Source organism: Haemophilus sp. HMSC61B11 (assembly GCF_001838615.1).
In the GTDB taxonomy this organism is placed as follows: Bacteria; Pseudomonadota; Gammaproteobacteria; order Enterobacterales; family Pasteurellaceae; genus Haemophilus_D; species Haemophilus_D parainfluenzae_AD.
Genome location: NZ_KV837996.1, coordinates 83,864 through 96,922, shown reverse-complemented (window position 1 = coordinate 96,922; position 13,059 = coordinate 83,864). Strand labels below are relative to the sequence as shown.

The 13,059-nt window shown below is 40.9% G+C and carries 9 protein-coding genes; 3 read left to right on the top strand and 6 right to left on the bottom strand.

The window, feature by feature from the left end:
- Position 1: 1 nt before the first annotated feature.
- From HMPREF3263_RS08355 to HMPREF3263_RS08345, 3 genes are read right to left on the bottom strand one after another with little or no spacing between them, the layout of a single operon-like run.
- On the bottom strand, positions 2-964 hold the full coding sequence (locus tag HMPREF3263_RS08355) for a respiratory chain complex I subunit 1 family protein (protein WP_070853197.1): 963 nt from the start codon (positions 962-964) through the stop codon (positions 2-4).
- A 10-nt stretch (positions 965-974) separates the two neighbouring features.
- Positions 975-2,996 (bottom strand): hydrogenase 4 subunit B, encoded by a 2,022-nt coding sequence (gene hyfB, locus HMPREF3263_RS08350; RefSeq protein WP_070853196.1) that lies wholly within the window; start codon positions 2,994-2,996, stop codon positions 975-977.
- Between the two features lie 37 nt (positions 2,997-3,033).
- A complete protein-coding gene (locus HMPREF3263_RS08345; RefSeq protein ID WP_005697640.1) occupies positions 3,034-3,633 on the bottom strand; it encodes a 4Fe-4S dicluster domain-containing protein in 600 nt (199 codons plus the stop codon).
- Between the two features lie 346 nt (positions 3,634-3,979).
- Here HMPREF3263_RS08345 and hybG point away from each other — a divergent pair, with 346 nt between their 5' ends.
- On the top strand, positions 3,980-4,255 hold the full coding sequence (hybG, locus tag HMPREF3263_RS08340; protein ID WP_005696275.1) for a hydrogenase maturation factor HybG: 276 nt from the start codon (positions 3,980-3,982) through the stop codon (positions 4,253-4,255).
- Between the two features lie 13 nt (positions 4,256-4,268).
- Positions 4,269-6,536 carry a carbamoyltransferase HypF gene (hypF, locus tag HMPREF3263_RS08335; RefSeq protein WP_005697677.1) on the top strand — a complete coding sequence of 756 codons (2,268 nt, stop codon included), beginning with the start codon at positions 4,269-4,271 and terminating at the stop codon, positions 6,534-6,536.
- Between the two features lie 83 nt (positions 6,537-6,619).
- Here hypF and HMPREF3263_RS10715 read toward each other — a convergent pair whose 3' ends face one another.
- Positions 6,620-7,537 carry a LysO family transporter gene (locus tag HMPREF3263_RS10715; RefSeq protein ID WP_176747776.1) on the bottom strand — a complete coding sequence of 306 codons (918 nt, stop codon included), beginning with the start codon at positions 7,535-7,537 and terminating at the stop codon, positions 6,620-6,622.
- 121 nt (positions 7,538-7,658) lie between these two features.
- On the bottom strand, positions 7,659-8,750 hold the full coding sequence (gene aroG, locus HMPREF3263_RS08325) for a 3-deoxy-7-phosphoheptulonate synthase AroG (RefSeq protein WP_005697593.1): 1,092 nt from the start codon (positions 8,748-8,750) through the stop codon (positions 7,659-7,661).
- A 416-nt stretch (positions 8,751-9,166) separates the two neighbouring features.
- On the opposite strand from aroG, the gene HMPREF3263_RS08320 reads away from it, so the two are divergent.
- The gene (locus HMPREF3263_RS08320; protein ID WP_005697587.1) at positions 9,167-10,558 is read left to right on the top strand and encodes a DegQ family serine endoprotease; all 1,392 of its coding nucleotides are present in this window, start codon (positions 9,167-9,169) and stop codon (positions 10,556-10,558) included.
- Between the two features lie 36 nt (positions 10,559-10,594).
- On the opposite strand, the gene uvrB is transcribed toward HMPREF3263_RS08320, so the two are convergent.
- A complete protein-coding gene (uvrB, locus tag HMPREF3263_RS08315) occupies positions 10,595-12,631 on the bottom strand; it encodes an excinuclease ABC subunit UvrB (protein ID WP_070853195.1) in 2,037 nt (678 codons plus the stop codon).
- Positions 12,632-13,059 lie beyond the last annotated feature (428 nt).

The following is a 13,059-nucleotide window of genomic DNA, read 5'->3' as shown; positions in this document are numbered from 1 at the left end:
CTTACAACCCTGTGAAGTAAAATACAAACGCCAACACAGAAATGCCGAAGCCGACCACGGTTAAACGTCCTGTTAACATAAAGCGGGTACGAGAGAGTGTATTTTCAAAGACACAAACCAATACGAACACCACGAATAATTTCACGAAGAATAAAACACCGCCTAAAATGACCGCACTTAAGCTCATCTCTGTCGGGATACCAAACGGAAGCAACACGCTCACAAAGATAGATGCTACAACCATGGATTTTAAGCTTAAGCCGACTTTTAATAAGGCGAGTGCTGGACCAGAGTATTCTGTCAATGGACCTTCTTGCAATTCTTGTTCCGCTTCCGCCAAATCGAATGGGATTTTACCCATTTCAATAAATACGGCGAAGAATGCTGCGGCGATAGCAATCACTGTCGCAATTGGATATTGCCAAGTGTTTTCGGAAAGTGCATTACCGATAACCGCAAAATTGGTTGAACCGGCAATTAAAGCAATCACAAGGAATGCCAACATGAGAATTGGTTCTACCAAGACACCTAATGTGACTTCACGACTTGCCCCTAAACTTGAGAATGTGCTGTTTGAATCCAAACCCGCAATTGAAAAGAAGAAACGGAACAAGGCGAATAAGTAAATCACGGTGATTAAATCACTGCCAGCGCCAAACGGTGCAACACGAGTAAATAAAGGTAAGCTCATGGCAACTACCATCACCGTGCTAATTAGCACATAAGGCATCACTTTAGAAACCCAACCCGCATTGTCAGGCCAAATATTTTGACGTTTCATTAATTTCGCAATGTCGCGATAATCTTGTAACACGCCTGGACCGCGACGAGATTGAATGCGAGCACGGATCATACGTGAAATACCGGAAAATAACGGTGCAAGGGCAAGTAGAATCAAGGCTTGCACAATGGCAAAAACAAACATTCCGGCAGATGTTGCAATTTCTGAAGGTAACGTAATCATTTTCAACCTCCTACATCAACGCAATGGAAAGTAGTATTGCCACCAAAGCAATCACGAAGTACACGCAGTACAAACGGAAGTCACCTTGTTGCAACCATTGAATTTTAGTTCCTAACCAAGGAATAAAATGAGCGATCGGCATGGTCACTTTTTCTTCCCAGAAAGGTTCTGTTTTTGTTGCGCCTTTAATTACTGCTTGGATGCCTTTATCACCTAAAGGTGCAGGATCCAATACTTCGCGCAAGGTATAAAGCGGTTTGAAAATCGTGCGTAATGGACGAGTAAAACTACCCGCAGAAGCCGCCATATCTTGTTCATAAGCATAACCACAAGCCCATGGATTGCCTTTTGCACGATCGGATAAACGTTGATTTTTGGTGAACGCATAAAAACTAAATGGCAAGAAGAAGAATGCCAATAGCATGATAGTCACCATCGGTGTTGAAAGTGCAGTATGCGGTTCAGCTTGTGCAACTACTACTCCATTTTGAACCAACATGAACGGTTCGCTATGAGCAAGTGCGGTCGAAATTTTCGCAATTATTGGGGTTACCACAGATGCGCCCACACCTAACAACACACAACATAACGCCAACACTGCCATCGCAATCACCATTGGTTTTGGCACTTCACGTGCATTGGCTGCTTTTTCGCTACGCGGTGCACCACCGAAGCTGATACCGTATACTTTCACGAAACAAAGTGCTGCTAACGCACCTGTTAATGCCAACATAATGATGGCAATCGGGCCGGCTAGTTTTAATACGAAATCATCACTTTGACTTAAAGTGAATAAGGATTGATAAGTAAACCATTCACTGACGAAACCGTTAAACGGTGGCAATGCAGAAATCGCCATGGTACCGATTAAGAAACAGAACGCAGTGTAAGGCATAAGTTTGCCTAAGCCGCCCATCAAGTCCATGTCTTTAGTATGCAAGCGATACATTACTGAACCTGCACCTAAGAATAACAAGCCTTTGAACACGGCATGGTTAAGTAAGTGGTATAACCCACCGAGTAATCCCACGGTTGCCAACACTGGATGATGTGTTGCGATACCAATCATACCAACGCCCACACCCATCATAATGATGCCGATATTTTCTACCGTGTGATAAGCCAAGAGTTTTTTGATGTCATGTTCTGCCAAGGCATAAAGTACACCGAGTACGGAAGATACCGCACCGAAACCGAGTACGATAACGCCATACCAAACATTGGTAGAACCGAGAAGATCAACACCCACTTTAATGATCCCGAAGATACCGATTTTCACCATTACACCAGACATCATCGCAGATGCATGAGAAGGTGCAGCCGGGTGAGCTTTCGGTAACCAGCTGTGTAATGGAATCATCCCCGCTTTGGCACCAAAACCTAAAAATGCCAAAATAAAGGCAGTAAAGGCAAGCGGTGCCGGTAAAGTGGTTTGACGGAATGCGCTAAATTCAAAACTACCGGCATAGCAGTAGAAAATGAAGAAGGCGATCATAATTAATACCGAACCGGCATGTGCAATAAAGAAATAAAGCAAGCCTGCATTTACAGCATTGTCATCTTGTTCGGTAAGGACTAAGAAATAAGATGCCAATGACATCATTTCAAAGAATACAAGGAAGTAGAACGCATTATCGCTGGTAACTAACGCAACCATGGAAGCGATAAATAAATTCATAAAGAACCCCATAGAACCAGCGCCTTTACCTTTGTATTCTTTCACATAAGAGAAAGAATAAAGTGCGGTCACAATCACTAATAAAGAAATGACACACACCATAAACGCCGCCAATCCATCAATACGGATGGAAAATGAGGCAAATTCAAATGGGGTTTTAAAAACATCAACGACTGTGTCGCTGCTGATCAGAACGGGGATGCAGGCAACAATACCTAACACTCCAGCAAGTACACCGGTCACGCCGGATATATTGATTGAAAGTTGTTCATTTCGTCTCACTGCGAGCGAAATAAACGCACCAACGACATAAATCAACAGGGTCGTGATGAGTAAATTGATAGGTAAACTCATAATATCACTCCATTGATTATAAGTTAAAACACACTAATTATCTTGGGATCGCAGGCGAAGAAACCATTGCCATTTCACGTTTTCTTTCATTAGCCTGCTTGATACTCTCATCACTAATAATAAATAATGTTTTGGTCGGACAGGTTTGTACACAAGCCGGACCTTCTTCACGGAAATAGCAAAGATCGCATTTCACCGCAATGGCTTTCACGCCAGGTTGCCATGCCAGCATATTGTGTAAATCCGTATTATCTGGTGCTGTACGAATATCTCGTTTTACCGCATCAGTGAAGGAGAATCCTTCATAATAGGTTGGTGCGTCAATCGGTGCAGAACCATGTTGAGTAATTGCACCGAATGGGCAAGCAATACCACAAAGTTTACAACCGATACAGAGACTTTCGTTAAGTTGAATAGTGTCATTAATATGTGTGATTGCGTGCACCGGACATACAGTAGCACATGGTGAATCATCACAATGACGACAGAGAATTGGCACGGTTACATCATCATTACGCATGACTTGTAAGCGTGGAAAAGATTGTAATCCGAAAGCTTTATGCACTTCGCTACAAGCGGCCATACAGGTGTTGCATCCAATGCAATCCTTCGGATCACCGATTACAAAACGATTCATACACTCCCCTCCTTGTATGTAAATAACGTTTTTTACAATAACCACTCTAGAAGTAAGGATACTCCTGTAAAAAAGTAAAGCTCAAGAACTAATTCGAAAATTTGTGATTAAGATCAAAAGATTTTCATTGTTTTTCTATTGCTGTGATACACCTGTTAAATAACAGTGAAACATAATAATTTTATGTTAAAAATGTGAACAGATTTTAAACAAAAATGCAGTAGCCTTATTTAAGATATGGCTATACAAATTTAGGTGGTTACATGATAAAATTTCACACGCGCAGTACGTTTATTGAAACACAATAAACGATTCATCTCATAAACATTCTAACTAAGGACAGATTATGTGTTTAGGTATTCCGGGACAGATCATTCAAGTAGCTGACAGCGCATTACAGCTTGCTGTAGTCGATGTCTGCGGAGTAAAAAGAGAAGTTAATATTTCATTAATTTGTCAGGATGACCCAAAACCTCTGGTTGGCAAATGGGTTCTCGTACATGTGGGTTTTGCCATGACGATTATTGATGAAGAAGAAGCCAAACAAACGCAAGAAGCTTTAATTGCCATGAGCCAGCTAGAACACGAAGTCGGCGATTTTCTTGGTCTCAATCAAAAATAAACAGGATTGCGTTATGCAAGGGATCGAATTACGCATAAAAGGAAAAGTTCAGGGCGTGGGATTTCGCCCTTTTGTCTGGCTTCTGGCAAATCAATATAAGTTAAACGGAGATGTCAATAATGATGGACAAGGCGTATTAATTCGTTTGGTCTCTCCACCAGCAGATGCACTCGAGCAATTTTTGTCCGACCTACAAAACAAACTCCCACCGCTAGCGCAAATTACCGATATTACTCAGCGCACCATTGATTGGCCAGAAGCAACTGCAGTAACAGGCTTTACTATCCGGGAAAGCGAAAACAATCAAATGGACACGCAAATTATTCCCGATGCAGCAACCTGTCCACATTGTTTAGCTGACTTATTCGATCCCAACAATCGACGTTATCACTACCCCTTTACCAATTGTACCCATTGTGGTCCGCGTTTTACCATCATTAAGGCAATTCCTTACGACCGAAAAAACACGGCGATGTCTGTTTTTCCGCTTTGTCCACAATGTGAAAAAGAATATAAAGATCCCGCTGATCGTCGTTTTCATGCTCAACCCAATGCTTGTTCTGTTTGCGGCCCCCATATCTGGTTACAAGATCGAGAACAAACGCTTGCTACTCATGAAACCGCACTAAAACAAACCGCACTTTTATTGCAACAAGGTCATATCGTCGCAGTTAAAGGCTTAGGTGGTTTTCATCTAGCCTGTGATGCGAATAATCAAAAGACGGTTGATTTATTACGTCAACGGAAGCATCGTCCAACAAAACCATTAGCCATTATGGTGCCTGACTTGCAGTTTTTGCAGGATTTAGCGCCTCAAGAAATAGAATTGCTAACCAGCAGTGCTGCGCCAATTGTACTGCTAGCAAAACATAAAGTACCCAATATTTCTGATAACATCGCACCTAACCTGCAAGAAATCGGCGTCATGCTACCAAGCAATCCACTGCAACATTTGTTATTACGCGCAGTTAATCGTCCACTAGTCATGACTTCTGCTAATGCAAGCGGGCAACCTCCTGTATTGAAAAATGAACATGCGGTGGAACAATTAGCTGATTTAGCGGATTTTTATCTTTGTCACAATCGCGATATTTTACAACGCGCCGATGATAGTCTTGTTCGTGTTGCCTTCGATGGATTAGAAACACTTCGCCGTGCACGTGGCTATGTACCTGATGAAATGCCACTTGAAACACAAAGCACAAAAAATGTATTGGCGTTGGGTTCTGATCTGAAAAATACCTTCTGCTTACTACGTCACAATAAAGCGGTACTGAGTCAACATATTGGCGATACGGCAAATGAACAAGTGCGGTCACAATTAAATGAGAATCTTGAATTATTTCAACAGATTTATCAATTTAAACCAGACATCATCGCGGTGGATGCTCATCCTGGCTATTTTTCATCTTCTATCGGGAAACAACTTGCTGAACAGCAACAAATCCCCACCATCGAAGTACTGCATCATCATGCTCATATTGTCAGCGTAATGGCCGAGCACAATTGCAATAAACCTGTAATTGGTCTTGCTCTAGACGGTATTGGCATGGGCGAAAATGGACAGCTTTGGGGAGGCGAATGCCTGCTCGTTGATTATCAACACAGTCAATATTTAGGTGGTTTACCTGCTGTTGCTCTACCTGGTGGCGATCTTGCGGCCAAACAACCTTGGCGTAACTGGCTGGCTCACCTGCATCAATTTGTGCCACAATGGCAAGACATTCTCACCCAAACCTGTATAGAACCGAATTGGCAAATACTAGTTAATGCCATCGAGCGAGGACTAAATTGTCCACCTATATCATCTGCGGGTCGTTTATTTGATGCGGTAGCTTATGCTCTCGGTATTGCACCAAGCATTGTTTCTTGGGAAGGCGAAGCTGCCTGTCAGCTAGAAGCACTGGCAAATACCTCATCTTTGGCGACACAAACACAAAGTGCGGTCAATATTCCAGTAAAAATGCCGCTTATCGACAATAAACTGGATTTGGCTTATTTCTGGCAAAGTTGGTTAAATTACCATGCACCTGTTGAAGATAAAGCCTTCGCCTTTCACTATGCTCTCGCCCAAGGTTTTGCTGAACTTGCAACAAACCAAGCACGAAAACACCAATGCCGTACCATCGTGCTATCCGGCGGCGTAATGCATAACCAACTGCTACGTCGCTTATTAAAAGAGCATCTGGGTGAATTCCATGTACTGAGTGCGCATAAACTACCGATGGGTGATGGTGGACTTAGTTTAGGTCAGGCTGTTATTGCCATGCATAGAAACTGATAATCCCTAATATTAAATATAAGAAAAAGAGTTAATCGAAAAGTGACGATTAACTCTTTTGTTTTGCATTTATTTTTTATCTTTTATAACGGAATACTGGAAAAGAAAACTAACAACAATGGTGGCAGAATATTCGTAACAAAACCAAATGAAATCGCAATCGGCGTGACTTCAATCCCCCCCGCTTTTTGAATAATAGGCAAAGTGCAATCTATTGCAGTGGCACCTGTAATCCCAATTGCCGTCGAACGGAAATGACGCATAAATAATGGGATGACAAATAAACTGACAATTTCACGGGATAAATCGTTAAAAAAGGCAATACTGCCCTGCACCGGTCCCCATGCATTGGTCAATACCACACTGGATAATGAATACCATCCCATTCCAGAGGCAAACGCCAGTCCTTGCGTAATTGGCATAGCCAAAACGAAAGCAGCAATAATACCGCCTAGTAATGAAGTAAAAGTAAACACCATCCCCGTTTGGAAACCTCGTTTATTGAAAAGGGCTTCTTTCAAGGAAATGCCGTTATTTCTTAGCTGAATCCCGACAAAGAAAATCAATACGATCAATACATACAGATTAATTCCAGTAGGCAACATGAGATAGGATTTGAATAAGAAACCACAAAGGGTGCCGATCACCACTGTGCCGGAAAGTTTGAGCGAGTCAATTAAGGAGTGCCAACGAGAATCAATTTTACCTTGTGATTTAAGTGGCTCAGCAGGGTTAAAGCGGTCGTAAAGCATTAAACCAATCATATTGGATCCCAAAATGATCGCCGATAGCGTCACCGCAGTTGTGCCAATAATAGGCAGTTTATGCTCTAAATCATCTAACTGACCAAGTAAATAGCCCATTAAGAAAAGAATAATATAAAGCAAAAACATCACGATATGATTTATTTTTGCAATATAGGATTTATTATTGACCTTTAATAAATAACCTAACACCATCGGTATTAAGACAATTAATAAGCCATTTATCATATCCTGCATCATACATCTCCTTTCTTATTCCATTAGAGCTAGCATACCCTTTTTATCCCTTTTTTCAAAGCGCATAAAAAAGTGCGGTCAAAATTGACCGCACTTTTAATCATCTGAAAAATCAAATTTATTAGCCATTTACTTGGCGACGTGCTAACACCGCATCAGATAACTGTTTTAACACGATTTCTGTATCTTCCCAACCGATGCAAGCATCAGTGATACTTTGTCCGTAAGTTTGCGCTTTACCATCGACTAAGTCTTGACGACCCTCAACGATATGGCTTTCTACCATAACACCGAAGATCTGCTTTGAACCACCTGCAATTTGCTGACAAACATCTTCACAAACTTCCATTTGTTTTTTGAATTGTTTGCTACTATTTGCATGACTGAAATCAACCATTACATGTGGAATACGACCTGATTTTTCGATCTCTGCACAAACTTTTGCAACGTCTTCTGATTTATAGTTAGGGCCTTTATCCCCACCACGTAAAATGATGTGGCAGTCTTCATTTCCTTTTGTTGAAACAATAGCCGAATGTCCAAATTTTGTCACAGACAAGAAATAATGCGAAGCTTCCGCCGCCCCCATTGCATCTAAGGCAACTTTCACACCACCATTTGTGCCATTTTTAAAGCCTACTGCACAAGATAAGCCTGAAGCTAACTCACGGTGAACTTGAGATTCAGTTGTTCTCGCACCAATTGCGCCCCAGCTCATGAAATCAGCCACATATTGTGGTGTGATCATATCTAAGAACTCACCTGCTGACGGGACGCCTAAATTATTGATGTCAGATAATAATTTACGTGCAATACGTAAACCATCATTTAAACGATATGTATCATTTAAATAAGGATCGTTAATTAAGCCTTTCCAACCTACTGTTGTACGCGGTTTTTCAAAGTAAACACGCATCACCACTTCAAGTGTATCTTTATATTCATCACGTAATACTTTTAAACGTTTGGCATAATCTAATGCAGCTTTAGGATCATGAATAGAACAAGGACCAATTACTACAAGTAAACGGTCATCTTTTCCATGAATAATATTGTGTGCGTGCAAGCGGGTTTCATGAACTAAATCAGCCGCTTCTTGACTAGCAGGAAATTTTTCTAATAAGGCAATTGGGGGTAATACCTGATCGACTTTTTCAATTCGGGTATCATCATTTGCAACTTTTACTTCGATTTCTTCTTTCTTCGTCGCCATATGTCACTCTCTAAATCTTAAATGTTGTGCTTAAATCTAATGGCGTTACTCTACACCCATTTTTTGTACTAGTAAACTAGTTCATTTGGTTTTATACACAATTATTATGTAATTGCGTAAAATTTGTACTTCCAAAACAGTGAAACAGGACACTATTAAACTATATTTCAGCCTTAGCTGGCAAGGATTTTGGCGTAAAAATAGGTTGTACCTGCTCCATTTAAAATAGATTATTTTTTTATCCTCTAAAATGAACAAATAAATTTAAACTAAATGTGGTCATAAAAAACAATTTCAATTCCGACCGCACTTTTTAAAATATTTTTTGAACTCCCTTGTTTTTACTGAACATTTCCCCCATTTCTTTGTCAGATTGAACACTTATTCAGTCATTTATTTTTTACTTGGAGAACTCTATGAAGAAAAAAAATTTTGTATTAACCGGCATTGCATTAGGTTTAAGCGTATTTGCGACCTCTTTATCCGCTCAAGCGGCTATTCCGAATGAAATCGTAGAACAAGGCAGCCTAGCGCCAATGCTAGAAAAAGCGCAAGCAGCAGTCGTGACCCTTTCAGTTGAAGGCAAAGCAAAAGCAAACAGCCGTTCAGCATTGCCTGATGATATTCCAGAAGAATTTAAATTTTTCTTTGGTGATCAATTTGGCGAACAATTCGGCGGAGATCGTGGTGCATCACGCAACTTCCGTGGTTTAGGTTCTGGCGTGATCATCAATGCAGATAAAGGCTATGTTTTAACTAATAATCATGTGGTAGATGGTGCGGATAAAATTACCGTAAAACTACAAGATGGACGTGAATTCAAAGCAAAACTTGTTGGAAAAGACGAACAATCTGATATCGCTTTAGTGCAAATCGAAAAACCAACTAACCTCACCTCAATCAAAATGGCTGATTCCGATAAATTGCGTGTAGGTGATTTTACCGTTGCTATCGGTAACCCATTTGGTTTAGGTCAAACTGTAACCTCTGGTATTGTTTCAGCACTAGGCCGCTCTACTGGTTCAGATAGTGGTGCGTATGAAAACTATATTCAGACCGATGCAGCGGTAAACCGTGGTAACTCTGGCGGTGCATTATTAAACTTACAAGGAGAATTAATTGGTATCAATACCGCGATTATTTCTCCAAGTGGTGGTAACGCAGGGATTGCCTTTGCGATTCCAAGCAACCAAGCCAATAACCTTGTGCAACAAATCTTAGAATTTGGTGAAGTACGTCGTGGTTTACTCGGTATTAAAGGTGGCGAATTAAATGCGGATTTAGCGAAAGCCTTTAATGTTAGTGCTCAACAAGGTGCATTTGTGAGTGAAGTCATTCCAAATTCTGCTGCAGAAAAAGCCGGCTTGAAAGCAGGTGATGTAATTACCGCAATGAATGGTCAAAAAATCTCAAGCTTCGCCGAAATGCGAGCTAAGATTGCGACCTCTGGTGCAGGTAAAGAAATTGAACTCACTTACTTACGTGATGGCAAAACTGACAACGTAAAAGTGACTTTACAAGCAGATGATGGCTCTCAAACTGCAAGCAAAACTGAGCTTCCTGCATTAGACGGTGCAACCTTAAACAACTATGATGCAAAAGGTGTTAAAGGTGTAGAAATTAGCAAAGTACAGCCAAATTCAATGGCGGCGCAGCGCGGTTTAAAATCCGGTGATATCATCATCGGCATCAACCGCCAGCCAATTGAAAGCACGCAAGACTTACGTAAAGCGCTAGATGAAAAACCATCTGCTGTTGCACTTAATATCCTACGTGGCAAAAATAACTTCTACTTGTTAGTGCAATAAAATGAAAGTGCGGTCAAATTTGACCGCACTTTTTCTTTATTCTGATATCATAAATTGCTCTCTCAATTGATGAAGCTGATCACGTACTGCGGCGGCTTTTTCAAATTCGAGATCTTGAGCAAATTTATACATTTGTTGTTCCAATTTCTTAATTTGTTGTTGGAATTCTTTGGCTGATTTTGGTGCATTGTAAAGTGCGGTTGGTTCAGCCGCCGTTTTTCCACGCTGTTTCGATTTCGCTTTTTGATTTGCGCCTTGACCAATATCTAACAACTCGCCCACTTTCTTATTCAATGCCTGTGGAACAATGCCGTGCTCTTCATTGTGTTTCATTTGTTTTTCACGACGGCGATTCGTTTCGGTAATGGCTTTTTCCATAGATTTAGTGATGCTATCAGCATACAAAATCGCTTTACCATTCAAGTTTCTAGCGGTACGACCGATGGTTTGAATTAAGGAACGCTCAGAACGCAAGAAACCTTCTTTATCCGCATCTAAAATCGCCACAAGAGAAACTTCTGGAATATCTAAGCCCTCACGTAATAAGTTGATGCCAACCAACACATCGAATTCCCCTAAACGCAAATCACGAATAATCTCTACACGCTCAACGGTATCAATATCTGAATGCAGATAACGCACACGAATACCGTGTTCGTCTAAGTAATCCGTTAAATCTTCCGCCATTTTCTTCGTTAGCGTCGTCACTAAAACACGCTCATTTTTGTCCGCTCTTTGGCGTGCTTCAGACAGTAAATCATCCACTTGAATAGATACTGGACGAATTTCAATTTGTGGATCGAGCAAGCCCGTTGGACGTACTACCTGATCGACTATTTCACTGCCCGATTTTTCCAACTCATAAGGGCCTGGTGTCGCTGAAACGTAAATCGTCTGTGGTGCTAAACGTTCAAACTCTTCAAAGCGTAATGGACGGTTATCCAATGCAGAAGGCAAACGGAAGCCATATTCGACCAAGGTTTCTTTACGTGAACGGTCACCACGATACATCCCACCAATTTGCGGCACAGTCACGTGTGATTCATCAATAATCAAAATCGCATCAGACGGCATATAATCAAACAATGTCGGAGGCGGTTCCCCCTCATTTCTGCCTGAAAGATAGCGTGAATAGTTTTCGATGCCTGAGCAATAGCCAAGCTCGTTCATCATCTCAATGTCAAATTGTGTACGCTGAGTAATGCGCTGCTCTTCCAACAATTTATGCTCTTTGATGAAATATTCACGGCGTTGCACAAGCTCCGCTTTGATTTTTTCAATGGCATCTAAAATACGCTCTCTTGGCGTCACATAGTGGGTTTTCGGATACACCGTAAAACGCGGAACCGCGCCAAAACTTGTGCCCGTTAAAGGATCAAATAAACTTAAGCGTTCAATTTCATCATCAAATAATTCAATTCGTACCGCACGATCGTCAGATTCCGCAGGGAAAATATCAATCACTTCGCCGCGCACACGAAATGTACCACGCTGAAAGGCTTGATCGTTTCTTGTATATTGCAATTCCGCTAACTTCGCTAAAATCTGACGTTGATCGATAATTGCCCCTTGTTGTAAATGCAACATCATTTGCAAATAGCTATCCGGATCACCCAAACCATAAATCGCCGAAACAGATGCGACTACGATAGTATCTCGACGCTCTAAGAACGACTTGGTAGCTGAAAGACGCATCTGTTCAATTTGATCATTAATAGAAGCATCTTTCTCGATAAAGGTATCACTACTCGGTACATAAGCTTCCGGTTGATAATAATCATAGTATGAGACGAAATACTCCACCGCGTTTTCTGGAAAGAATGCTTTCATTTCTGCATAAAGCTGAGCAGCAAGGGTTTTATTTGGGGCAAGTAACATTGCTGGGCGATTTAACGTCGCGATAACATTTGCAATAGTAAAGGTTTTACCAGAGCCCGTTACCCCGAGAAGGGTTTGATGCGCCAAACCATCCTCTAAATTTTCGACTAATTTTTCGATTGCTTGGGGTTGATCACCGGAAGGTTTAAAATCGGAATGAAGAATAAAAGGCTTAGTATTAATTTTCTCTGCCATAAGTGCGGTCAATTTTTTACTGTTTTAGAAGTGTGGCTATTTTAGCACATTTATTACTCCAAATTGAGCGATAAAAATCCAAGTTTTACACACACTTAGGCGTGTCAAGTCTTAAACACTTCAAAATTGAAAAATATTTTATTTTTTTTACTGGACTTTATATAACACATTGATATTTAAACAAATATCAACGAATGGCTAATAGATGAACAATTTGAGACAAAGCCAGTCTGCACCAGTGGTTGACCATTTTAAACAAAAACAATCCACAAAGTTATCCACAGGCTTTGTGGATAGCAAAAACGGTAAATTTTTTTGTAATTTTTTTCATTTTGAGTATTGACAAGCGACAGGTCGCTCATTAAAATGCGCGCCTATTCTTTGTGATACCAAATTTATTCCTCCTTAGTTCAGTCGGTAGAACGGTG

What these genes read in the sequence shown, in the direction of transcription:
- HMPREF3263_RS08355 (WP_070853197.1), bottom strand. Translation starts at nt 964, where the DNA reads ATGATTACGTTACCTTCAGAAATTGCAACATCTGCCGGAATGTTTGTT.
- hyfB (WP_070853196.1), bottom strand. Translation starts at nt 2,996, where the DNA reads ATGAGTTTACCTATCAATTTACTCATCACGACCCTGTTGATTTATGTC.
- HMPREF3263_RS08345 (WP_005697640.1), bottom strand. Translation starts at nt 3,633, where the DNA reads ATGAATCGTTTTGTAATCGGTGATCCGAAGGATTGCATTGGATGCAAC.
- hybG (WP_005696275.1), top strand. Translation starts at nt 3,980, where the DNA reads ATGTGTTTAGGTATTCCGGGACAGATCATTCAAGTAGCTGACAGCGCA.
- hypF (WP_005697677.1), top strand. Translation starts at nt 4,269, where the DNA reads ATGCAAGGGATCGAATTACGCATAAAAGGAAAAGTTCAGGGCGTGGGA.
- HMPREF3263_RS10715 (WP_176747776.1), bottom strand. Translation starts at nt 7,537, where the DNA reads ATGCAGGATATGATAAATGGCTTATTAATTGTCTTAATACCGATGGTG.
- aroG (WP_005697593.1), bottom strand. Translation starts at nt 8,750, where the DNA reads ATGGCGACGAAGAAAGAAGAAATCGAAGTAAAAGTTGCAAATGATGAT.
- HMPREF3263_RS08320 (WP_005697587.1), top strand. Translation starts at nt 9,167, where the DNA reads ATGAAGAAAAAAAATTTTGTATTAACCGGCATTGCATTAGGTTTAAGC.
- uvrB (WP_070853195.1), bottom strand. Translation starts at nt 12,631, where the DNA reads ATGGCAGAGAAAATTAATACTAAGCCTTTTATTCTTCATTCCGATTTT.